General features: G+C 41.8%; 27 protein-coding genes. 6 read left to right on the top strand and 21 right to left on the bottom strand.

Features of this window, described 5'->3' with window-relative positions:
* Nucleotides 1-6 precede the first annotated feature (6 nt).
* Nucleotides 7-402, bottom strand: coding sequence for a YhfM domain-containing protein (locus tag E2R51_RS16560; RefSeq protein ID WP_133378196.1), 396 nt, complete (start codon nt 400-402; stop codon nt 7-9).
* A gap of 148 nt (nt 403-550) precedes the next feature.
* On the opposite strand from E2R51_RS16560, the gene E2R51_RS16555 reads away from it, so the two are divergent.
* Nucleotides 551-1,219, top strand: coding sequence for a haloacid dehalogenase type II (locus E2R51_RS16555; protein ID WP_133378195.1), 669 nt, complete (start codon nt 551-553; stop codon nt 1,217-1,219).
* Between the two features lie 147 nt (nt 1,220-1,366).
* Here E2R51_RS16555 and E2R51_RS16550 read toward each other — a convergent pair whose 3' ends face one another.
* Together E2R51_RS16550 and E2R51_RS16545 are read right to left on the bottom strand one after the other, a co-directional pair.
* Nucleotides 1,367-2,098 carry a MerR family transcriptional regulator gene (locus E2R51_RS16550; protein ID WP_133378194.1) on the bottom strand — a complete coding sequence of 244 codons (732 nt, stop codon included), beginning with the start codon at nt 2,096-2,098 and terminating at the stop codon, nt 1,367-1,369.
* Between the two features lie 226 nt (nt 2,099-2,324).
* Nucleotides 2,325-2,894 (bottom strand): cysteine hydrolase family protein, encoded by a 570-nt coding sequence (locus E2R51_RS16545; protein ID WP_133378193.1) that lies wholly within the window; start codon nt 2,892-2,894, stop codon nt 2,325-2,327.
* A 377-nt stretch (nt 2,895-3,271) separates the two neighbouring features.
* Here E2R51_RS16545 and E2R51_RS16540 point away from each other — a divergent pair, with 377 nt between their 5' ends.
* Nucleotides 3,272-4,372, top strand: a complete 1,101-nt coding sequence (locus tag E2R51_RS16540; protein ID WP_133378192.1) for a citrate synthase/methylcitrate synthase — start codon at nt 3,272-3,274, stop codon at nt 4,370-4,372.
* Between the two features lie 47 nt (nt 4,373-4,419).
* Here the strand turns inward: E2R51_RS16540 and E2R51_RS16535 are convergent, their stop codons facing one another.
* The gene (locus E2R51_RS16535; protein WP_133378191.1) at nt 4,420-5,625 is read right to left on the bottom strand and encodes a Bcr/CflA family multidrug efflux MFS transporter; all 1,206 of its coding nucleotides are present in this window, start codon (nt 5,623-5,625) and stop codon (nt 4,420-4,422) included.
* 355 nt (nt 5,626-5,980) lie between these two features.
* On the opposite strand from E2R51_RS16535, the gene E2R51_RS16530 reads away from it, so the two are divergent.
* Nucleotides 5,981-7,186, top strand: coding sequence for a cytochrome P450 family protein (locus tag E2R51_RS16530; protein WP_133378190.1), 1,206 nt, complete (start codon nt 5,981-5,983; stop codon nt 7,184-7,186).
* A 92-nt stretch (nt 7,187-7,278) separates the two neighbouring features.
* Here E2R51_RS16530 and glsA read toward each other — a convergent pair whose 3' ends face one another.
* From glsA to E2R51_RS16510, 4 genes are all read right to left on the bottom strand, one after another.
* A complete protein-coding gene (glsA, locus tag E2R51_RS16525; RefSeq protein WP_133378189.1) occupies nt 7,279-8,226 on the bottom strand; it encodes a glutaminase A in 948 nt (315 codons plus the stop codon).
* Between the two features lie 159 nt (nt 8,227-8,385).
* On the bottom strand, nt 8,386-9,225 hold the full coding sequence (locus tag E2R51_RS16520) for a GNAT family N-acetyltransferase (RefSeq protein ID WP_133378188.1): 840 nt from the start codon (nt 9,223-9,225) through the stop codon (nt 8,386-8,388).
* 240 nt (nt 9,226-9,465) lie between these two features.
* The gene (locus tag E2R51_RS16515; RefSeq protein ID WP_133378246.1) at nt 9,466-11,406 is read right to left on the bottom strand and encodes a bifunctional 2',3'-cyclic-nucleotide 2'-phosphodiesterase/3'-nucleotidase; all 1,941 of its coding nucleotides are present in this window, start codon (nt 11,404-11,406) and stop codon (nt 9,466-9,468) included.
* Between the two features lie 385 nt (nt 11,407-11,791).
* Entirely contained in the window at nt 11,792-12,067 is a 276-nt protein-coding gene (locus E2R51_RS16510) for a hypothetical protein (protein WP_133378187.1), read from the bottom strand.
* A 257-nt stretch (nt 12,068-12,324) separates the two neighbouring features.
* Between E2R51_RS16510 and E2R51_RS16505 the strand changes: the two genes are divergently transcribed.
* Complete coding sequence (locus tag E2R51_RS16505) at nt 12,325-12,576, top strand: GlsB/YeaQ/YmgE family stress response membrane protein (RefSeq protein WP_133378186.1); 252 nt, start codon at nt 12,325-12,327, stop codon at nt 12,574-12,576.
* A gap of 311 nt (nt 12,577-12,887) precedes the next feature.
* Here the strand turns inward: E2R51_RS16505 and E2R51_RS16500 are convergent, their stop codons facing one another.
* Nucleotides 12,888-13,703, bottom strand: coding sequence for an MBL fold metallo-hydrolase (locus E2R51_RS16500; RefSeq protein ID WP_240733118.1), 816 nt, complete (start codon nt 13,701-13,703; stop codon nt 12,888-12,890).
* A 245-nt stretch (nt 13,704-13,948) separates the two neighbouring features.
* Between E2R51_RS16500 and E2R51_RS16495 the strand changes: the two genes are divergently transcribed.
* A complete protein-coding gene (locus tag E2R51_RS16495; RefSeq protein ID WP_133378184.1) occupies nt 13,949-14,404 on the top strand; it encodes a DinB family protein in 456 nt (151 codons plus the stop codon).
* 37 nt (nt 14,405-14,441) lie between these two features.
* On the opposite strand, the gene E2R51_RS16490 is transcribed toward E2R51_RS16495, so the two are convergent.
* The gene (locus tag E2R51_RS16490; RefSeq protein WP_133378245.1) at nt 14,442-14,576 is read right to left on the bottom strand and encodes a YpzI family protein; all 135 of its coding nucleotides are present in this window, start codon (nt 14,574-14,576) and stop codon (nt 14,442-14,444) included.
* A 149-nt stretch (nt 14,577-14,725) separates the two neighbouring features.
* Between E2R51_RS16490 and sspK the strand changes: the two genes are divergently transcribed.
* Nucleotides 14,726-14,893, top strand: a complete 168-nt coding sequence (gene sspK, locus E2R51_RS16485; RefSeq protein ID WP_133378244.1) for a small, acid-soluble spore protein K — start codon at nt 14,726-14,728, stop codon at nt 14,891-14,893.
* Between the two features lie 36 nt (nt 14,894-14,929).
* Here the strand turns inward: sspK and E2R51_RS16480 are convergent, their stop codons facing one another.
* The 11 genes from E2R51_RS16480 to E2R51_RS16430 all read right to left on the bottom strand — a co-directional run bounded on the left by E2R51_RS16480 (nt 14,930) and on the right by E2R51_RS16430 (nt 21,028).
* Entirely contained in the window at nt 14,930-15,154 is a 225-nt protein-coding gene (locus tag E2R51_RS16480; protein WP_133378183.1) for a hypothetical protein, read from the bottom strand.
* A 30-nt stretch (nt 15,155-15,184) separates the two neighbouring features.
* Nucleotides 15,185-15,319 carry a small acid-soluble spore protein N gene (gene sspN / locus E2R51_RS16475; RefSeq protein ID WP_133378182.1) on the bottom strand — a complete coding sequence of 45 codons (135 nt, stop codon included), beginning with the start codon at nt 15,317-15,319 and terminating at the stop codon, nt 15,185-15,187.
* Nucleotides 15,320-15,435: 116 nt separating this feature from the next.
* Entirely contained in the window at nt 15,436-16,215 is a 780-nt protein-coding gene (locus tag E2R51_RS16470; protein WP_133378181.1) for a sulfite exporter TauE/SafE family protein, read from the bottom strand.
* 54 nt (nt 16,216-16,269) lie between these two features.
* Nucleotides 16,270-16,497, bottom strand: coding sequence for a sulfurtransferase TusA family protein (locus tag E2R51_RS16465; protein ID WP_133378180.1), 228 nt, complete (start codon nt 16,495-16,497; stop codon nt 16,270-16,272).
* A gap of 23 nt (nt 16,498-16,520) precedes the next feature.
* Nucleotides 16,521-17,648: an MBL fold metallo-hydrolase gene (locus tag E2R51_RS16460; protein ID WP_133378179.1), complete on the bottom strand. Its 1,128-nt coding sequence runs from the start codon at nt 17,646-17,648 to the stop codon at nt 16,521-16,523.
* 46 nt (nt 17,649-17,694) lie between these two features.
* On the bottom strand, nt 17,695-18,255 hold the full coding sequence (locus tag E2R51_RS16455; RefSeq protein ID WP_133378178.1) for a sulfurtransferase TusA family protein: 561 nt from the start codon (nt 18,253-18,255) through the stop codon (nt 17,695-17,697).
* Between the two features lie 35 nt (nt 18,256-18,290).
* Entirely contained in the window at nt 18,291-18,587 is a 297-nt protein-coding gene (locus E2R51_RS16450; RefSeq protein ID WP_133378177.1) for a rhodanese-like domain-containing protein, read from the bottom strand.
* A gap of 15 nt (nt 18,588-18,602) precedes the next feature.
* Complete coding sequence (locus E2R51_RS16445) at nt 18,603-18,971, bottom strand: rhodanese-like domain-containing protein (protein WP_240733117.1); 369 nt, start codon at nt 18,969-18,971, stop codon at nt 18,603-18,605.
* Between the two features lie 17 nt (nt 18,972-18,988).
* Entirely contained in the window at nt 18,989-19,471 is a 483-nt protein-coding gene (locus E2R51_RS16440; RefSeq protein WP_133378176.1) for a DsrE/DsrF/DrsH-like family protein, read from the bottom strand.
* Between the two features lie 106 nt (nt 19,472-19,577).
* Entirely contained in the window at nt 19,578-19,838 is a 261-nt protein-coding gene (locus E2R51_RS16435) for a metal-sensitive transcriptional regulator (RefSeq protein ID WP_133378175.1), read from the bottom strand.
* Between the two features lie 161 nt (nt 19,839-19,999).
* Nucleotides 20,000-21,028: a S8 family peptidase gene (locus E2R51_RS16430; protein ID WP_304999974.1), complete on the bottom strand. Its 1,029-nt coding sequence runs from the start codon at nt 21,026-21,028 to the stop codon at nt 20,000-20,002.
* Nucleotides 21,029-21,125 lie beyond the last annotated feature (97 nt).

Here is a 21,125-nt window from a genome sequence, read left to right as displayed (position 1 = left end):
TATACGTTATTTAATTAGATCCTTTAGCTCACCTTTGGAATCATTATCTTTTAATGAAAAAGTCCCTTCCCGATCCTGACTGGTAAAGATGGTATACTGCCCGCTCTCTTCCCATAAATAAATTTTTTCCTGCTTATTATCCTCATAAAACAGAGTCAATTTCAGGTTTGCCGATTGTGCCATTTCAGATTGATGATTTTCATGAATAGAGTCATTTAATATTTTTCTTATCTTTTTTAAGGTCGATTTATCATTTATATAGATCGCTTCTTCATACCCGCTTATATCCTGACTCCAATGCTGGATACTGATTTTCTCCATTTTAGTGAATGTATTGGATGCCAATATAATGCTGGCAAGTGCAAAAAATAATACGATAGCAGCAAGTACCGATTTTCTCATCGTTCTTATCTCCTTTACCTTTCTCTCGATATGCTGACGGATATGTGACGAAAAATGTTACAGCTATTTTATTCGCAACTGCGTATTTTTTGAGGAACAGGGAACAAAGAATAACAGAAGATATTTTTCCCTGGAAGGAGCTTCCGTTATGAAGCCAGTTATAAAGGCATTTGTTTTTGATGCATACGGAACACTGTTTGATGTTCATTCGGTTACCAAAGCCTGCGATAAGTGGTTTCCGGGAAAAGGCAAGGCCATCAGCCTCTCATGGCGTAAAAAACAGCTTGAATATTTTTTCCTCAGACAGCTCATGGGGAGGTATAAACCCTTTGACCAGATTACCCTGAGTTCATTAATCTATGCCGTTAAAGAACAGGGGGAGTCCTTGACACCTGAACAGGAGCAGGAACTGCTGGATGCCTATAAAAAATTAACTGCTTTTCATGAAACCGAAGAAGTTTTAAAAGCTCTTCACGAAAAACAAACACTTGTCTTTTCTAACGGCACGCCTGATATGCTAAACCCATTGATTGATAATGCCGGTTTTTCACCATTGTTTGATGGCATCGTCAGTGTGGATGAAATAAAACAATACAAACCGACACCAGCCTCTTATCATCTTGTTCTTGAAAAGACCGGTCTGAAACGGGAAGAGATCTTATTTATGTCTTCAAATGGATGGGATATTACGGGTGCTAAAAGCTTCGGCTTCCATACTGCATGGATCAACCGCAATGGGCTGCCGGCAGAAGAATTAGGCTTTGCTCCCGATAAGATTTACACAGACTTAAACGGCATCCTGGAGTGGCTTGATTAAGGGGAAGCAGCAATCAGGCTTCTTCATTTTTCAAGTTGAAGGCGGACCAGGCGTAAACTCCTGTTCAAATACCCTCCTTCCTTAAAATCGTTACCCTTATGCTATTTTTGACAGAATTATAAAATAATAATCTTTTGCAACTTAACTTTAAGCCGATTCTGCATTTGACATTGCCTCATTCAGAAAATGAATGATCTTTTCATTAATCGGATATAATCCGAGCTCTTCAGAAGCTTCCGGGGACTTACGCACCTCCCAAAACTTCTCCATCAATTGTTCATCTCCGTTAAAAGTCTCCATAGACAATAATTCTATATCTTCAATGATGAGTTGAGCGGTTTCGGATTTGGGGCTTTCCTTTGCTTGAATACACAGCTCTATCCTCTTTAATAGATTCATCCATTTTTTTGTAGTAATATTGGCACTTTCTAATTTCGGAAGTCTGTCAGCAAGAATCAGATTCTCCTCCTGATTAAAATAGTGCTGCCAATTTTGTTTATCCGCTTTTTTCACTACAAGTTTTAAAAGCATTTTCCAGTCAATTGTGTTTTCAATCTTGAGTGTATGTAATAAGGAATTAGTCTGTGAAATGGAATGGTCAATTTCTTTGAACTGCTGTTCTAAGGCTGATTTATGCGCGGTTAATATCGAGTGGGTTGAATTTTCCAGAAGTACTTTTCGGCTGTCTTCCAAAGAAAGGGATAACGATTTTAAAAGGAGAATTTTCTCCAGTTGAACCATATCTTCTTCACTGTAAAATCGCTTGCCGTAATCGTCTTTTCGTGAGGGCTCTGCCAGACCGATCTGGTCATAATATCTTAATGTACGAACCGATACCTGCAGCTGCCGTGCGGCTTCCCCAGTTGAAAGTAATGTCATATCGTTTTCCTCCAAAAAGCTTGCGCGTGACGTTGCGTCACCAAGTAAGCTTATTTTACCACAATTTTCTGGAGGGTTATAGATGAAAAAAAATTATAATTTTAACAGATTTTGCACAGGTGTTGCTGCATGGGAGATATAACGGTCTTGCAGTGATCTTGACAGCATCCCCGTAACTGCCAAAAACCCCCCAGTATGTATCTGGAGGGTTACCGGGAGGCGGGTGTTAAGCATGATTCTTTTCTTCAATTTTCTTTAAATCCAGCTCTGCTGCAGGCGTCGTATCAGCCATCAGCGACCGTTTGATGATCTGGATAGCGTTGTCGTTATCACTATCCTTCTCGGAGGCCATACAATCCTTTGGTACATATAATTTATACTCACGCATGTAGGCATCATTGGCAGTGAAGAGAACACAGATATTGCCTGCAATGCCAGTGAGAATTAAATTATCAATACCCAGTTGATGAAGAAGGATATCAAGCTGTGTCCCAAAAAAACCTGAATGCTTCGGCTTAATGATAAAGTAATCATCTTCATCCGGCAGAATTTTTTCAATCACTTCTTTTCCCGGTTTTTTCCGGCATTCTTCAATAATGTTTTCTGCGTTGTCCTGCCACTGTCCGAAGTTATCATTTACATATATTACAGGAATGCCAGCTTCTTTTACGCGATTTTTAAGAGCGACCAGGCGATCCACCATAGGGAGAGTATTCGTTAATAAATCCTCTCCTCCATCAAAATCCATTTTATTCATCATATCGATGATCAGCATCGCTGTTTTTGGATGACTCATATTCACTCGGCTCCTTTTGTAAAAATACCCTTTTCTTTACTATTCCTCTAAAGCACCTTTTATAAAACGTTTAGGGAAATCTATTTTTTAACGGTCAATGATTTATTTTACTAAATGATCAATGCGAACGGCATACCACGTCGCATATCACCTTCTCCCAGCCGGAATGCCACTTGAATACTCAGCCAGACCTCATCATATACATAAGGAGGGGCTTTCTAAACTCCTTCCTCCATATCCTTTCATATAATGAAGCCTTCTTCACTCTCCCTTATCTAAAGAAGAATGACCATTTTCCCCTGGTAACGAATAACAAATGTCCGGATTGTGCGTTTACAATATTCCGTTCATGCAATTAACAGACTGGAGTGAGCAAAATGACCGTCCAATGGAGCAAGGGCCTGGAAGGGATAATTGCAGCTAAAACGTCAATTAGCCTGGTAGATGGAGAGAACGGCCGGTTAATCTATAGAGGACACGATGCAAAGAAGTTATCCTTGCATCATACATTTGAAGAAGTTAGCTACCTTTTGTGGCACGGCACCCTTCCTAATGCGCAGAAATTACAATCTCTTCAAGACCGCTTCAAAAAAAGCCGGGTATTGCCCGGGCACCTTCTTGCTATCATGAAACAGCTCCCTGCCAGGATGTCATTGATGGGTGTTATACGAACCTGTCTGTCTTCAATGGAAGACCAATCCTATCAATGGCCGCCCACAATCGATCAAGCGATTGCAGTTACAGCTGTCATACCTGCCATCATAACAACAAGATTTGCTCTGCTGAATGGAAATAAACCGGTGGATCCGGATTCTTCGCTAAACCATATTGAAAACTATTTATATATGCTGCATGGGAAGACCCCGTCTGATGCTCATGTAAAAGCTTTAACCGCCTATTCAATCCTCACGATGGAACATGGAATGAATGCTTCGACCTTTACTGCAAGGGTCATCGCTTCATCAGAATCTGACTTGGTATCGAGTGTTGCCGGTGCTGTTGGAGCTATGAAAGGTCCGCTGCATGGCGGTGCTCCAAGTGAGGTAACCAGCATGCTGAACGATATTGGAGCAAAAGAGCATGCAGAAAAATGGATAACAGCAAAGTTAAAAAACAATAAGAAGCTGATGGGGTTTGGCCACAGGGTTTATAAAACAACTGATCCCAGGTCAGAAGCACTGAAAGAAATGGCATTAACACTGTCCGGAGAAGACCCCTGGCTTGATTTAGCCTGCCATGTGGAGGCCGCTGCTCTAACTTTGCTGGGTCAGTTCAAGCCTGGGCGTAAGCTTTATACAAACGTTGAATTTTATGCTGCTGCCATTTTAAAAGCAGTTGAGATTCCACCAGAGCTGTTTACCCCCACGTTTACTGCCAGCAGAATGGTTGGCTGGACAGCAAATATAATGGAGCAATCCAATGACAACCGCATTTACCGTCCACAATCTTTATACACCGGGCACATTCCACCCCTATAAAAAGAGCCAGTTTCTGTTTAAACAGAAACTGGCCTTTTTTATTTGATTTATGATACCGGCTGTTTTTCCGATCTTCTTGCTAAACCAAAATAAGACAGCAAGGCAAGCGTACTGGTTGTAAACATGATGGCTCCCATTGGTACAGCCGTATATTCTCCTGCAATACCGACCAGCGGGGCTGTGATGGAACCAAGTAAAAACGGCAGCAGGCCAAGCAGTGCCGATGCGCTCCCTGCAATATGCCCTTGTGTTTCCATTGCCAAAGAAAAGCTGGAGGTAGAGACCATCCCGATTGACATAACAAAAAAGAATAACGGTATAGCTAAAGAAATAAACGGACCGTCCAACAGCACAGCGATCAGGAGTGCAGTGCTGACAACTCCTGCCTGCAGCAGGCCGATCATTAGAAATTGACGTTCCGGAATGCGGTGCGAAAGCCTCCCTACAATTTGGGTACCAAAAATCAAGCCAAATCCGTTTACGCCAAATAAGAGACTAAATTGCTGTGGAGATACCCCGTAAATGTTCTGATACACAAATGGCGTCCCTGAAACATAAGCAAACACTCCGGCTATCATTAATCCCTGGGCAAGCGCATAACCTGCAAATTGGCGGTTGGTCAGCAGAGATTTAAAGTTTTTCAGCGTTTGCAGGATATTGCTCGGAACCCTTTCACTTGGCGGCAAGGTTTCCTGAAGACGTAATGAAATGATGCCAAACAGCAGAATTCCAATAACTCCGAGAACAATAAAAACCCCATTCCAGTCGGTAAAGAGCAGCACTCCGCTGCCTGCAATCGGCGCTAATATAGGTGCAAGGTTGCTGACAAGCATTAACAGTGCAAAGAACTTTGTAAGCTCAGGACCGCTGTACACATCTCTTACAATCGCACGGGAAATAACGATTCCGGCGGCCGCGGCAAATCCCTGGAGAAAACGTGCGGCAATTAAAAACCCGATTGTCGATGATAAGGAAATTAAAAAAGATGCAAGCAAATAAGCTGCCAGACCAATTAGGAGCGGCTTTTTTCTGCCGTGCACATCACTCATCGGTCCCATGACCAGCTGGCCGAGACCCAGACCAAGCAAGCAGGCAGTTAAGCTGAGCTGAACAGATGACGCGCTGGTTTGAAGGTCTCCAGCAATGGATGGAAAGGCCGGAAGATACATATCAATGGTTAGTGGCCCCAGTGCACCCAGCGTTCCAAGTAACAGCGCGAATTGCAAACGCTTCTTTCCCGTATATGTATTCATTTATTTTAACGACCTTTCTTTTGAGTTTAGGGTTTTTGTTACATGGTTAATTTTAAAAAGGAGAAGGCCGACACCTTAGTGGCATCAGCCTGTTGCGTTTACATCGAACAAAGCTTTCTTTAAAACTTCCATTTTATTAACATTATGTAACTGCTTATCTAAACTATTATGCTCTTCACAAATACAAATTGCACGCTGGATGCTCAACAAATTTTTCCGCCTGCTGACTTCCCCGGAATTGTGATCATATTGCATCTGAACACTTAAAAACTTCCTCCACATTTCCATATATTGTTTGAGAGTATCCATGATATCTTATATAATTTAGCTATTCGAAACATTAGGAGGCAGATGTATGAAAACCGCGGAAGCTGTTTTTTCGTCCAATTTCAAAGTAGGAGCCTATCCTTTTTATGAAACCCTCCGCCAAAATGATCCTGTTTTTTCTATGGGTCAGCAGGCAGAGCAGAACTCTTGGATTATCACAAAATATGATCATGTAAAAGAGCTATTAAAAAAACCCTATTTTATCAAGGATCAAAGCAAACTGTTTACTCAGCCTTCAAATAATGAAGATCATGGAAAGATTATCGCAATATTTCGCAATATGATGCTGGATGTTGATCCGCCAGACCACACTCGTCTCAGAAAACTGGTTCAGCCTTATTTCAATCCGAAAACGATTAGAGAACTGGGTCCGAGAATTAATGAAATTGCTGAAGAGTTAATAAAAGAAATGAAAGAGAAGGACGGACCGGTGGATTTGATTGATGACTATGCGTTCCCCCTTCCTATTATTGTGATAAGCGAACTGCTGGGCGTACCTGCAGAAGACCGAAATAAATTCCGAAAATGGTCCAATACCATCTTAGAAGCTGCTGATGATATGGCGGCTGACTTCCATGAGGATGTTTCAGCTTTTATTGACTATTTATCTCAATTGTTTGAGAAGAGAAAAGCAAATCCCAAGGACGACTTTATCTCCAAACTTTTACTTGCTGAAGAGGAAGGAGATCAATTAAACAGGGATGAACTTTATTCCATGATTGTGCTTCTTATTATCGCAGGACATGAAACAACTGTTAACCTTATATCAAACACCATGTACGCTCTTTTTGAGCACCCGGAACAATTTAAAAAATTGAAAGCCGATTTATCTCTTGTGGAACCGGCAATTGAAGAAGGGCTTCGATTTTACAGCCCGGTTGACTTCTCAACTGCTCGTTGGGCGGAAGATGATACGGATTTTCATGGCAAAACAATCCGCCGCGGCGATTTAGTGCTGGCATCGTTAAGCTCTGCAAATCGTGATGAAGAAAAATTTAAAAATGCCGGCGAATTCGATATTACGAGAGAGCAAAATGCTCATGTGGCATTTGGGTTTGGCATTCATTTTTGTCTTGGTGCACCACTTGCCCGTCTGGAAGGAAAAATTGCTCTCGAAAAACTGCTGACTGCATTCCCTGAAATACGTCCAGCTCAGCAGCCGGGGAGTGAGCCGGACTGGAAGCATGTCTTTTTATTAAGAGGTCTGAAAACACTGGAAGTAAGCCTTTCTTAAATAGACAAACGATCCTGAACAAAGTAAAAATGCTCTCACGAATCTTTTCGTGAGAGCATTCTTATGTAGTTTGTTCCCACAGCGCCGCAGGTCTATGAGTTTTCATCATGAAAAATATTTAACTTTAAATCCTTTGATAGAAGGCGCAGCACTTCTCCTCCAGCCAGACTGTTACCTTTTTTATTAATGGCAGGTCCGATGATGCCGATCCCCATTTTACCGGGCACGGAACCCACAATGCTGCCGGAAACTCCGCTTTTTAAAGGAAATCCCACTTCAACAGCAAATGTTCCTGATTCATTATACATCCCTGATGTCAGCATAATGGCTTTTACTGTACGCACATGCTCGGCATGAATCAGCTGTTTCTTTTTGCCGATTATCCGGCCGTGGTTGGATAGGAAACAACCAATTTTAGCTAATGCTAAAGCATTTATTTCAATGGAGTTTACGCGATGATAAAGATCCAGTGCATCATCCGATTCCTGAGCGGATAAAACACCAGTGCTTTCCATAAAGTAGGCCAAGGCTTTATTTCTTGCTCCGTTTTTAATTTCCGCATCGTAGGTTTCCTCATTCATATAGATTTTGTCATTCTCTGTTATGGTTCGCAGAAAATCCAAAATACGGTTAAATTTTTCTTTAACTGAGCCGCCTTTAATTAAGCTGGCTGTCGCAATGGCGCCGGAATTAATAAAAGGATTGTAAGGACGGTGGCCTTCATAGCTTTCTAAATTGGAGATTGAATTAAAGAAATCATCTGTAGGTTCCATGCCTACTTTTTGGAATACGATATCTTTCCCAAAATCCTCCAATGCTATTAGCAAGATAATGACCTTGGAAATGCTCTGAATGGAAAAATTGTGTTCAGCTTCCCCTGCTGAATACGTTTTGCCATCAAGCGTGACGATCGTTACACCCAGATCGGTCAGATGGGACTGATCAAGTCCGGGAATATGGCCAATGACGCTTCCTTTTGATGCGAAAGGTCTGCACGCCTTAACTACTTCTTCAATATATTCATTTGATAATTCTGTCACAGAAGTTCCTCCTCTATCGATTCCTGGTACCTATTACAATCTTTACCCATTAAATAAGATTTCAGTGCAGCTTGATCGAGATAAGATTGAATACTTCATGACGAATGGAGTTATTGTTGTTTTTTATAGAGCTCAACACGTTCTTTTAGATGTATAAAGCTACTCGGTAAAATGGACTGCAACAGAATCCATAATAGGCTTATATCCAATTTCGATGTAAATTTTGTTTGAGGTCGGGTTATCCAGGTCTGTGTACAGACTGGTTGATCGAAAGCCCTGGTTGAGCATTTTCTGGGATAGAGCTGACACGCAGCTGGATGCAAAACCAAACCCGCGTTCTTCCTTTGGGGTAAAGACTAAAGTGACTGTACAATTGGTTTTCGTAGGTCTGGAGATATTGGCCATTGAAACAAGTTTCGCTTTTGATTCCCATCCGTGAAGGCAGCCCTTCTTAATTACAGCGGCAGCGATTTTCCCAGCTTCTTCCCTATCAATGGGCTGATCAATTTCTTCATGAAAAAGGTAGACCCACTCTTTTACGACTGACAGGTCCTCGTGCCGCAGGATTCGAAGCTTGCCGTCCGGGGCTGCAGCTTTTGTTACATGATCCAGTTTATAAATTCGCTGGTTCATCCCAATTGCGTATTTTTTTTGCAGATGATCGCTCATTGCATCCATAACAGCCAACCCACATTCTTTTTCACCCACAATACCCGGTATATTCAACTTCACCAGAAGGCTGCCAAGTATCTTATAATCCTGCGTCGTTAATCCTGCCGGCTTAGAAAAAATGACCTGAACAGGAATGGTTTGGAGCAGCACCATTGAAAGCTTGTCATTTTTAAGAACAGCCGCCATCAGCAGCGGTTTTTCTCCTCCATCTTCAAGAGAGTTCAAAATGCCTAATGATAAATTATTCTCTGTTTCATTTTGCTGCAAAAATGGAATAACGTCTATTTTAAATAATAAGAGGTCGTTATATTCTAGTACTTCAAGCAACTGCTTCACCCTTTTCCATTAAGTGTTTTGTTTCTGTCGTAAAAAAGAGAGCGTCTTTTCGTTCAGACACTCTCGTTTTTAATTTATAGCTCTGTTAAAATCGGCTGTTGATATTTGACCACCGTTGATTGGAGCTGAAGGTGTGAGACTCCTGCGGGATGTAGCGGGAGCGGAAAGCGAACGCCTTCAATGGAAATCAACAGCCACATTTAACAAAGCCTAATTTATAACCAGGCAGTATTACTCACCTTGTTCATCTAATTCCAGTATATAGCTGCCAAACCCATTGCCTGCCTCACCGGAATATTTAATGCGGTCATCTGCCGGGAGTGAGTCGACAGCATCCATCGAGGACTGGAACGTGACATTCACATTGCTCACAGATGCAAAACGCCAGTTTCCGTCTGCTGATGGATCGATCGTGCCAAGATCACGAATATAATCGATGATTGCCTGGCGGTTTTCATCTGGGTAAAGCTCAACAGCGGTGTTATTCTTCACACCAGGAAACGTTCCGCTTGCCCGGTAGTTGTTTGTAACAACAATAAATTCCTGGTTCAGATCGATTGGCTCATCTTGATATTCTAAGTTTTTAATACGGTTCCCATCAGCATTCTTCAGCTTTCCATCCTTATCATATTTTGCCGGTTCCGTTACATCAATTTCATACGTAACCCCATCAATGACATCATAGTTGTAGGTAGGAAAATCATTATTAATCAATGCCTGTCCATTACTGCCGCCTGGATTAATCTGATTAAATTGACCCGCTGACATTTCAAGCCATTCCTTCACGTCTGCTCCGGTGACTTTTACAGTTGCCACTGTGTTCGGGTATAAATACAAATCCGAGACATTTTTTATGGCAATTTCGCCTTGAGGAATATACGTGTAATAGCTTGCACCACTTCTTCCGCCCGCTTTAAATGGCGCTCCTGCAGAAAGAATTGGTGTATTCTCGTCCTCTGTGCCTGCCAGCTTGTTTTCGATATACCATTTTTGCGCATTCGTTACAATCTGGATTGAAGGATCGTCCTGCACCAATGCAAAGTAGCTGTGAATGTCAGAAGTAGTCGTTCCGACCGCCTGGCGGACATAATTCACCGTTCCGTCATGCGCTTCCTTTACAGCCGCCAATACTTCCGGATCCGGATCCGCAAGGCTTCCTTTATCCTTTGAGAAAATCGGCTTAAGACTGGTTGCTGAATCCTTTACCACCCAGTCTCCTTTTTTCTTGGATATCGTAAGATCCATTACCCCCAAATTATTGCCCCAGCTGCCAGGCATCACAACTGGTACGCCATTAATTGTTCCTTTCTCAGTGTTAACACCCGGGAGGTCTGAATAGGCCCCTGGAAAGTTGGCGTGGCTGTGTCCGGTGATGATGGCATCTATACCCTCGAGCTTAGTAAGATCGTATGTAGCATTTTCTTCTAATTTTGCATACTCTGTATCCCCAATACCTGAATGAGAAAGAACAATAATTAAATCAGCTCCGTCCCTCTTCATCTTCGGGATGTTCATTTTGACTGACTTTACAATATCCTTTGTTTTTACTTTCCCTTCAAGCTGCGCTTTATCCCATTGCGTAATTTGTGGCGTAACAACGCCTATGACCCCTATTTTCAGCGTCTTTTTTCTGCCTTTTTCATCTGTTACTTTTTTCTTGATAATCTGATAAGGTTTGAAATAATTTCGATCATTTAATGGGCTGAGGTCACCATCGTCCTTAACCACGTTAGCATTTACGTATGGGAAAGGCGCATCGTCCAGCACTTCCGCCAGGTAATCCAGCCCGTAGTTAAATTCATGGTTTCCGACTGTAGCTGCATCGTAGTCCAGCAATTCCATGGCCTGAAAAACCGGGTGTACCTCACCATCTTCAAGAATATCCACTCTTGCCTTATAATCGCCCAGCGGGTTTCCCTGAATCAAATCTCCGTTATCAAATAATAAAGTATTGTCCGCTTCTGACCGTGCTTCTTTAATTAAGGTTGCTGTTTTCGCCAATCCAAACTCATTTGTTTCGGCATCTTTATAATAATCGTAGTTGTATAAATGCGTGTGTATGTCAGACGTGCCAAGTATTCTGAGCTCCACATCATGCTTTCCTGCTTTTTTCTTTGATGGGGAATCTGCTGATGTTCCTGCTGCAGGTGTTGCCAGCACAGAAAACACCATCGTCCCGGCTAATACTTTTCTTCCCAGCCTTTGAAAACGTTTGTTCAAGCAAAACAGCTCCTCTATAATTTTATGAATAGGGTTACTATTCTAATTATAAAGAGATTTATTTTGATAGACATAATACATTAGTCCTGTATTTTCCTGTATTTACAAAATATTAACAAACAAAAAAAACAAGCCGGGACACTGATTCTTCAACAAAGGACCGCTTCATTTCCACTGCAGGCTCGCCTCGCCTGCTATTTCACACGGCAGTCCCGTATCTGTTCCAATGAACCTAAGCATTCTAATGGTTATTCACAACAAAAAGAATGTCCTCAATGGACATTCTTTTGTTGTGCAATGTTTTGTTTCGGTTCTTCCCAGTAGAGCCATGATGGAACTAATTATTTTCGTTTTCTTTGTCTTCTCCCCCGACACCGTCCCAAAAGTCATTATTTGCTTCTGTTCCACCATCGTCTGCTTCTATATACGATCCATCATTTCTGTTATCCAGAATTTCACGGTCGCGATCGGTTATGTTCGCACCGCCTTCATCTGTATGGTGAAGGTCCTCAACCTCTGTACTGTTATTTTCATGATTATCATTACATCCGGCAACAATCGATGCCGCTGCCACCAGAATCCCCATTTTCTTTAATGCTTCTTTTCTTCTCAATTGTATCCCTCCGTTTTTTTATCCTTATATCGGCTTTGTTTAAAGTGGATGTTGACTAGCCCACTCAAGCGGGTAAGTATTGTACTTTTCAACGCTTTACGCGGTGTACAAATACCAACAGCCGAGATTAACAGAACTTGTTTATTAAAAGTTTCCCCTCCCGGATGAATACTTATGTACGATGCTTGAAACCAGATAAATACATAAATTCATCTTTTTTGGGTCAATCTAAAACATACGATTGGGAGGTGAAAAAAATGGGATTTATTTTATATTTAATCGTCGGTGGTTTGATTGGCTGGCTCGCTGGGGTTATTCTCGGCAAAGACATTCCGGGAGGCATTCTTGGAAATATTATTGCGGGGATTATAGGCGCGTGGCTGGGTGATATGATTATGGGTGATTTGGGACCTGACATAGCGGATATCGCTATTATTCCAGCACTTATAGGAGCAATCATCCTTATACTAATTGTCAGCTTCATTTTAAAAGCAATGCGTAAAAATTAAACAGCCGCCATGACCTTTAACGGATCATGGCTTTTTTATATAATACACAAATATCTGCACAGCATACTTACCTGTTATTCAGGAAAAAATAAACCAAAGAGTCCAGGAGGTGAAGATCAGTGAGTTCAGAGAAAAAACAGAAAAAAGACGGCGGCACAAAACAAAACAGCAAACAAAAACCAAAAGGTAAAACATCCAGCTCAGCGAATGGACAAAATGGCTATCACTAAATTATAAATGCATTCAAAACATTAAAAAGAAAGAAGCGCATTTTACGCGCTTCTCTTTGCATTTCATATGAAAGGACACTTTTATTTGTCCTCCGGCATTCCGATCGAATCAAAATTATTTACCAGCCTATCAAGACTGGCTGATAACAGCTCACCGTCCATTGGTTTTCCGTGGCCCGTGGCGGCTGCCAAAGGACTTAACGCCTGAAGCTTGCGGATCGAATTAAGCGATGTACCGAAATCCATCGTTAAATACTTTGGCGGTCCGCTGATCTCAAGTTTCTGAACCGTGACCTGGTACAGTGATTCCTGCTTTACCGTTACAAAGGCATCTCCAGCCAGTAAAAAACGATCTTTTTCCCGGAAGAATGAAACGTGTCCCGGCGTGTGCCCTGGTGTATGTATCCATTTCCATTCGGGCAGATAAGGAACACTCCCATCCTCAGGCAAAGTGTGAACATGATTAGCTATGTTTATCGCTTCATTGGGAAATATCATTGGTGCCATTTTCGCAACGAGTCCGCTGTCAACAGAAGGATCGGGTTCAGGATAATCTGACTCTCCTGTTAAGTAGGGAAGTTCCAGCGAATGGGCGTAAACAGGCACACCCCATTCTTCTGCAAGCTCTTTCACCCCGCCTACATGATCGAAATGACCGTGTGTCAGCAAAATAGCGTCAGGTTTTGTGCCTTTTCCATATCTCTCCTCGGCCTCTTTCTTAATCTTTTCGGCTGATTTTGGCATACCTGCATCCACTAAAACCCAGGAGTTAGAAGCAGTATCAGTTGTAATAAAAAACAGGTTCACCACTTGGTTTGTATACATGCATACATGTGGGGCTACATCTTGCTCGTCCCCAGCTTTAACTGAAGTCACAGGAATTAATTTATCCTTCATAATCATCACCCGCTCCCTTATTTTTTACCACACGCTTATCTTTTACCTACTTACAATAAACATGCATTACCCCAGATTCACTTTTACCCTATGAAGAACTGAGTGCCACACTGACCTTTCCTTTATATATTTGTGCTTCCCGATCTCCCAAAACAGAAAACATTAGATGAAGCAAAATTTTGGAATCCTCTGCTTTATTGGTCTATACTCAAATCATTACATAATGAAAGAGGGGAATAATAAATATGGGTAAAATTGACGCATATATCGCTAGCTGGTTAAGCCACAGAGAATCATTAATCGAATTATTGGAAGTTGTTGACGATGATCATTTGAATTTCAAACCATGGGAAGGCGCCATGACTTTGTCAGAGCTGGTGCAGCATATTTCAAATTCTACAAGTATGTTTGTGCAGACAGTAAAAAATGGCGAGTTCACTTCTCCCGCAAAGGACAATAGGATTAATTCAATCACAGAATTGACCGATTATCTGCAGGCTGCGACTGAGCAGACAATATCTGACTTAAAGTCACTTACTCCCGCTCAATTAGAAAAGGAAGTAGAAATTTTTAATCGGACAATGCCCGGAATTGTTCTTCTGGAAAGCGGAAAAGATCACGAAATACACCATAAAGGACAGCTGTTTACATATGCGCGTTTAACGGGTGCAGAAAACCTGCCTTTCTTTGTAAAGCTATAAAAAAACCGTTCCGCTAATAAGCGGAACGGTTTTTTTCTTACTCTTCGATTACTCTTCCTCTTTCCCCTTCTTTTTCAGGTCTTGCTGCACCAGGGTAGTGAAGGGACTGGTCACGGTCAGATTCTACTTTGCCTTCGTTTTTCAGCTTTTTCTCTTGTCTGTCTTTACCCATCATTAATCACCTCTGTTCTTAAATTTTCCCGAAATACAAATTATATGCTTGGCAAGTGATGGGGCTAATAATTCTGAGGGAACCTCACAAACTAAGGATGCGTGAACGTATTACATGACCACGCAAAAAAAGCGCTGGAGGAGATCAATATGCGAAACAAAGCGAAAAACTTTCCTGCAACTTCTATGAAAGGTGAAGCCGGCAAAGGCCGTGCTAAAGCTAAATTCGCATCTAAAAGGGCTGACGGTTCAATTAACACCCATCCTCAAGAACGGATGGCAGCTTCCAGTCATCGAACAATTGGTGAGGATGAGTAAAAAAATCGGGCACCCTATCCAGGGTGCCCGGTATTTTTATAAATTTGATCGCTCTTCTTCAATTTCTCTTCGTGTGTCACCAATACTTTCTTGTCTTTGTGCATTTTTTTCTTTTAATTTCTCAACTTGAGCTGCGCTATCAGCATGTTCAATTGAAACTTCCGTATCGTGTGCATTTGCTAACGTATTATTCAGCATTTCTTCCATTTTTTTCATTTTAGCTCTGTGTTCACCTTTGTTTGGATTGCAGTGGTCGCTCATTGAAATTCCCCCAGTCAGTTTTTTTAGAACCTATCCGTTTATGGCGTCCGGATGCTTTCCTGTTTTATCCAGCATCTTGCCCTTATTTGTTTTCGTTGGATTTTTAGGCTGTGTCCCCAAATGATTCGGTACAAACGCTTTGCTGTTCTTTTTTGGATTACTCATAAGGCTCACCCCCTAAAAGTAATATGCCCCGATCGAAGTGGAAGATGGGTAGAAAATATTTCTGCTGCAATGATAAAAAGCCAAATCCGCGCCTGACAATAAGGCGCGAACTTGACTTAAATGAGGATATCCATCCAAATTTTTATTGCAGTAGCCAGGATGAGTACGGCTAAAATGATCTGCAGTATTTTGGTATTCACCTTTTTACCTGCCATTGCCCCAAGAGGTGAGGCAATCAAGCTTGCAATAATCATAATTAGTGCTGGAAAATAATCCACCTGCCCTGTTGTAAGTTTTCCCACCGTGGCACCAATTGAAGAAATAAATGTGATAGCCAAGGATGATGCAATCGTCATCCGAGTCGGAATTTTTAGTACGACAAGCATTATCGGAACTAATAAAAATGCACCCGCAGCACCGACAATTCCCGCAGCTGTCCCGACGATGAAAGCTAAAACTGCGGCAAGCGGTTTATTAAATGTGACCTGATCAAGCGGTATATCATCGATTCCCTTTTTAGGAATGAACATCATGATAGCAGCAATAACAGCCAATATACCATAAACGATATTAATGGCAGATTCCGGCATGAGCTTTGAACCATATCCTCCTGCAAAGCTGCCGACTAAAATACTGATCCCCATATAGATGATCAGGCTTTTATTCAGGTACCCGCCTTTTCTATATACCCAGACGCCGGCTATTGTTGCGAAAAAAACCTGCACTGCGCTTATGCCAGCCACTTCATGCGCGCTGAAAGCAGCCAAACCAAATAATGGCGGAATATAAAGCAGCATCGGATATTTTATAATCGATCCCCCAACGCCAAGCATTCCGGAAATATAAGAACCAATAAAACCAATAAAAAAGATAATCAAAATAAAATTAACATCCATCGCAAGCTCGCCTCCTCATAACAAAAGGGAACCTTTCTAAGGCTCCCTTTTTAATTAACCCTTTTTGACCCAGAATTTCAGCACATCATTTTCTTCCTTTGAGTCGATTAATTCATGACCACCGGAAGCTGACCATGCAGCCAGATCGCTTTTTGCTCCTTTATCTGTTGCATGTATTTCCAGAACTTCCCCGGAATTAAGTTCAGCCATTGCTTTTTTTGTTTTAACAATCGGCATAGGACAAGCAAGACCTTTCGCATCTAATACTTTTGTTACGTTCATCTGTAAAACCTCCTGTTAATTGATTATCGAATTGCACAGCGATTTGGACCTATCTCCATTTCACGCTGCTCTTCCGAATCTTTTTGGATCTTACCCATATTTAATTCCCTAATTTCCTGATATGCATTTGGCTGAGGGGGCAAATGGGCTGTAACCTTTTTGCGAAATTCCTCTTCATTGTCAATGTTTAATCCATGATTATGTTCAAAAAGGTCTCCAAGTGAAGCAGAAACACTTCCATCATTATTTAGTTCATCCATAATCATAAAATGAGCAGGTAGCACGATGAGTTCGCTCGACAGTGCTTTGTACCGGCTGTAGAGTGTTTCACGCAAATCTCCAACCCAATCCTCAGCAAGCCCGGCTAAATCCGGTCTGCCTATGGAATCAACAAACAAAATGTCACCCGAAAGCAAAAATGACTGATCTACAATAAAGGATGTGGACCCAATGGTATGCCCCGGCGAGTATAACGGCTGAATGGAAATTGTTGTGTTTCCAATGGATAAATTTTTGCCTTCTTCTAAAGGTTCATAAGAAAACGGGACATTTTCAGCATCTTTCGGAGGCAGCCAATACGTTCCACCGGTTGCCTGTGCAATTTTCAGTCCCCCGGAAATGTGATCTGCATGTAAGTGTGTATCAAGTACATGTTTAATTTTCACACCTAAAGCTGCGGCAAAATCAATATACACATCTGTCATTCGTGTTGCATCGATCAATGCAGCTTCATCTTGGGATACGACCATGTAAGATAAGCAGCCTTTCCCTATACGAACAAATTGATAAATTTCCCCGCCATCATTTAAATTGCCAACCTTAATCGGCTCCAAGTGCTCGCTCCATGCCTTCATCCCGCCCTGGAGGTAAGACACATCCTGCCCTTCTTCTGCCAGCATATCGGCAATCATGATGGATGATCCTTCCTTCGCACAAACAACGACTACGGGTACATCTGCGGGAAGCTTTTTAATTACCTCTTCCACTCCGTCAAGCAAATCAAAGTAAGGGATGTTAATTGATGTAACTTTTTCTCCTTCAATTTTCCAATCGGAATACGCATCTTCATTACGCACATCGAGTATAAACAGAGCTTCTTTTTCGATTATTTTTCTTGTTAGTTGTTTCGCTGTTAATGGTGTAACGGACATTCTTTTTACCCCCTACGGTATTTATTCACTTAAAAAAATTTCATTCTTATAAAGAATTAGTGGGTCCATCCCACTCACTCATGCCGGGAACAACGTTGATTACCTTGGTAAATCCTGCTGCTGTAAGTTTTCTGGCGGCTAAATCACTTCTGCTGCCGGTGCGGCACACTATATAGATTTCTTTTTCCTTATCTAAACTCTCCGCTTTACTATCCAACTCACCAAGCGGGACAGATAGGGATTCAGGAATATGATTAAATGCATATTCAGCCTTTTCACGCACATCCAGCACAAGTATTCCTTCTTTACCCAGCTTGTTTTTTAATTCTTCGTTTGATGCAACTGGCTCATGATTTTTTTCCAACGATTCATCGGTGCCTGCTTTACGCAGGTAATGCTTCAGCACTTCGCCTTCTTCAACCGTCCCCAGGTATTGATGGTTTGCGCTTTCTGCCCAGGCTTTTAAGTCCGCTGTTGAGCCCTTATCTGTTGCCTGAACTTCAAGCACTTGTCCCGGCTCCAGCCCATTCATAGCTTTTTTCGTTTTTACAATCGGCATTGGGCATGCTAACCCCTTAGCATCCAAACGTTCATTTGTTTCAATCATTTATAATTCCTCCTTATTACCTTTATTAAGAATGCTTACTCCACAGGTCCTTCCCACGCCATCATCCCGCCTGACATATTTACCACCTTGAAGCCGTGGTTCTCCAGCAGTTTTGTCGCCATGGCGCTTCTTCCTCCAGACCGGCAAACCATTGTGTACTCAGTAGATTTATCTAATTCGTGCATACGAAATTCCAGTAATCCTAAAGGGATATGAATCGCGTCAGGAATTTTACCCTCAGCTACTTCTTCAACTTCACGCACATCAATGATTTTGATGGAACGCTTTTCCCTGATGCAGGTCTCAACTTCACTTGGTGTACTTTGTTTCATCTTGCCTTGCCTCCCCTAGTGCCAGGCGTTCATGCCGCCCTTAACATTTGTAATAAGTGAATAGCCTTTTTTCTGAAGTACTCTTCCTGCTTTAGTGCTCCTCATACCGCTTTGACAAATGATAATGACCTCCTGATCTTTGGATAACTCATTTGACCTTTTATTTAATTCACTTAAAGGAATGTTTTTAAATCCTTTAATACTCCCAGCATTGAATTCCAGCGGCGTTCTGACATCAACCAATTGTGTATTTCCTTGTTTTAATTTTCCCTTTAATTGCTCAGTACTTATCTGGCTGATGCCTTTTGCAGATGCAAAGAATCGGAAAGCAAAAAGCAAGACCACGATAATCAGGACTGTATTTATTGCAATGTTTACATCCACCTTTTTTAAACTCTCCTTTAAATAAACAGATTTACATTTCCTTTTTCAGCATCACCCAGGTAGGCCGCTACCCCTGCGTAATCAAGGCCATGTACAAGCTCATCTTTTTGAAGGCCCAGCAAATCCATCGTCATGGTGCACGCTACAAGTTTCACTTCTTGTTCCTTAGCCATGTCAATCAACTCAGGCAATGTCATGGCATTATGCTTTTTTATCACATGTTTAATCATTTTTGGACCCATTCCTGCAAAATTCATCTTAGAAAGACCCATTTTATCTGCCCCACGCGGCATCATTTTGCCGAACATTGACTCAAGAAATCCTTTTTTCACAGGGACGAGCTCATCTTTTCTTAATGCATTCAATCCCCAAAACGTATGAAAGATCGTTACCTCATGATCGTAAGCCGCTGCACCGTTGGCAATAATATAGGCAGCCATAGCTTTATCATAGTCACCACTGAATAACACGATCGTTGTTTTCTTCTTTTGTTCAGTCATTTTTTGTTCCTCCTATTTTTACCCCTATGGGTATATTTTTAATTAAATTTTTTACCCCCACGGGTATAATTTAATGTAAATAAAAAGGCATATCGACCTTTTTATATTATCTGCTTTTTACAAGAAGATTTACGGCTTCCTGCACTAGTGCATCTGTATCTTCGCCGTCTTCATTTGCTTTGCGCACGCATTCGACCAGGTTTGAACTGACAATTACACCCATTGTGCGGTCAATCGCTGTTCTCGCTGCAGAAAGTTGAACAATGACATCTCTGCAGTCCTGCTCTTCTTCCATCATACGCAGAATTCCTTTCAATTGTCCTTCTATCCGTTTGACTCTATTTTTGACTTTATCATCGTAATTCATTGCATCTTCCTCCTCCAACTAGTTATGATTATATACCCCGGTAGGTATATTGTCAAATCAAAAATCAATCGTAACCAAACCATCTTTATCAGGATCGTTAGAACACGTTAGAAAATGAAACCCTTTCGGCATTATAGCAGCAGCCGAAAGGGTTTTTTTGGTCAGACAGATTTTGTTGTCGTTTGAAATTCGCTGCTTTTTTGCACTGTGGTGTTCGTATCCACACATGTATTATAGAATGAAAATACTTTGGATAATTGATCAACTACGCCGAGAGCAAGAAGCCCGTTTCCTTCAGCCGTTTTCGGATAGCCCAACGGAACCGTTCGCTTGATGAGCTGGCCATACAGCTCTGCTTCCGTCAGCTCGCGTTCAAATCTTTTTTGTGTAATATTTTTAATCAAAGCCATTGCGCCTGACACATGGGGAGTCGCCATGGATGTTCCTGAAAGAGTTGCATACTTTCCTTCAAGAAATGTTGAGTGAATATCAACACCCGGAGCGACGAGGTCAATTTCGTCATTGGTATTACTGAACGCAGCCAGTTCCCGATTAAAGTTTACGGCCCCAATTTGAATAACTTCCGGGTAAGCGCCCGGATAAGCAAATTCATCTGTTTCAGGACGGTTGTCTCCTTCATTACCAGCTGCACAGATAACTGCAATCCCTTCTGAAACAGCTCGTTTTACTGCATCATGAAGATCCTTAAGATCGTTGGGTCCGCCGAGAGACATCGACAATGCACATACTTTTTCTCCATTTGGTCCTGTCCAGTCAATTGCATAATGGATGGAGTCAACAATTCCTTTATAGCTGCCGCTGCCGCTGCCCGTCAAAACCTTTAAGATTAATAAACCTGCCTTTGGAGCAACCCCTGCAAGGCCGGTTTCAGATGCAGATGCTGCGATTGTCCCGGCTACATGGGTTCCATGCCCGTTATTGTCACTGAAATTTTCAGGAGCGCTTTTGTAATCACTGGTAAAATTACGTCCACCGACAATTCGGTCAGCCAGATCCGGATGATCAACCTGGCATCCAGTATCGATAACTGCAATGACTTGCCCTGCCCCCTGATCCGCTTCTTCCCATACCTCTGGAGCTTGAATCATTTTAATACCTTCGGGAATATTATCTTGCGACATCGTGAGAATATCACTCACTTGATAAGGAATTAAACGTATTTCATCCAATGGGAATTCCTCCTTGTATAGATATTTTCCAAACTCATAAGGCTAAAGACAAGAGGATTGGCATTTTTGCTGTGTTTACTTATATATTCTGCAAACA

Origin of the sequence: Jeotgalibacillus sp. S-D1 (assembly GCF_004358665.1) — a bacterium.
Taxonomy (GTDB): domain Bacteria; phylum Bacillota; class Bacilli; order Bacillales; family Jeotgalibacillaceae; genus Jeotgalibacillus.
This window is presented reverse-complemented; position numbering and strand designations above follow the sequence as displayed.

Bases quoted from the DNA above. Each gene is read 5' to 3' on its own strand.
- E2R51_RS16560 (WP_133378196.1), bottom strand. From the start codon at position 402: ATGAGAAAATCGGTACTTGCTGCTATCGTATTATTTTTTGCACTTGCC.
- E2R51_RS16555 (WP_133378195.1), top strand. From the start codon at position 551: ATGAAGCCAGTTATAAAGGCATTTGTTTTTGATGCATACGGAACACTG.
- E2R51_RS16550 (WP_133378194.1), bottom strand. From the start codon at position 2,098: ATGACATTACTTTCAACTGGGGAAGCCGCACGGCAGCTGCAGGTATCG.
- E2R51_RS16545 (WP_133378193.1), bottom strand. From the start codon at position 2,894: ATGAGTCATCCAAAAACAGCGATGCTGATCATCGATATGATGAATAAA.
- E2R51_RS16540 (WP_133378192.1), top strand. From the start codon at position 3,272: ATGACCGTCCAATGGAGCAAGGGCCTGGAAGGGATAATTGCAGCTAAA.
- E2R51_RS16535 (WP_133378191.1), bottom strand. From the start codon at position 5,625: ATGAATACATATACGGGAAAGAAGCGTTTGCAATTCGCGCTGTTACTT.
- E2R51_RS16530 (WP_133378190.1), top strand. From the start codon at position 5,981: ATGAAAACCGCGGAAGCTGTTTTTTCGTCCAATTTCAAAGTAGGAGCC.
- E2R51_RS16515 (WP_133378246.1), bottom strand. From the start codon at position 11,406: ATGGTGTTTTCTGTGCTGGCAACACCTGCAGCAGGAACATCAGCAGAT.
- E2R51_RS16505 (WP_133378186.1), top strand. From the start codon at position 12,325: ATGGGATTTATTTTATATTTAATCGTCGGTGGTTTGATTGGCTGGCTC.
- E2R51_RS16500 (WP_240733118.1), bottom strand. From the start codon at position 13,703: ATGAAGGATAAATTAATTCCTGTGACTTCAGTTAAAGCTGGGGACGAG.
- E2R51_RS16495 (WP_133378184.1), top strand. From the start codon at position 13,949: ATGGGTAAAATTGACGCATATATCGCTAGCTGGTTAAGCCACAGAGAA.
- E2R51_RS16490 (WP_133378245.1), bottom strand. From the start codon at position 14,576: ATGGGTAAAGACAGACAAGAGAAAAAGCTGAAAAACGAAGGCAAAGTA.
- sspK (WP_133378244.1), top strand. From the start codon at position 14,726: ATGCGAAACAAAGCGAAAAACTTTCCTGCAACTTCTATGAAAGGTGAA.
- E2R51_RS16480 (WP_133378183.1), bottom strand. From the start codon at position 15,154: ATGAGCGACCACTGCAATCCAAACAAAGGTGAACACAGAGCTAAAATG.
- sspN (WP_133378182.1), bottom strand. From the start codon at position 15,319: ATGAGTAATCCAAAAAAGAACAGCAAAGCGTTTGTACCGAATCATTTG.
- E2R51_RS16470 (WP_133378181.1), bottom strand. From the start codon at position 16,215: ATGGATGTTAATTTTATTTTGATTATCTTTTTTATTGGTTTTATTGGT.
- E2R51_RS16465 (WP_133378180.1), bottom strand. From the start codon at position 16,497: ATGAACGTAACAAAAGTATTAGATGCGAAAGGTCTTGCTTGTCCTATG.
- E2R51_RS16460 (WP_133378179.1), bottom strand. From the start codon at position 17,648: ATGTCCGTTACACCATTAACAGCGAAACAACTAACAAGAAAAATAATC.
- E2R51_RS16455 (WP_133378178.1), bottom strand. From the start codon at position 18,255: ATGATTGAAACAAATGAACGTTTGGATGCTAAGGGGTTAGCATGCCCA.
- E2R51_RS16450 (WP_133378177.1), bottom strand. From the start codon at position 18,587: ATGAAACAAAGTACACCAAGTGAAGTTGAGACCTGCATCAGGGAAAAG.
- E2R51_RS16440 (WP_133378176.1), bottom strand. From the start codon at position 19,471: ATGACTGAACAAAAGAAGAAAACAACGATCGTGTTATTCAGTGGTGAC.
- E2R51_RS16435 (WP_133378175.1), bottom strand. From the start codon at position 19,838: ATGAATTACGATGATAAAGTCAAAAATAGAGTCAAACGGATAGAAGGA.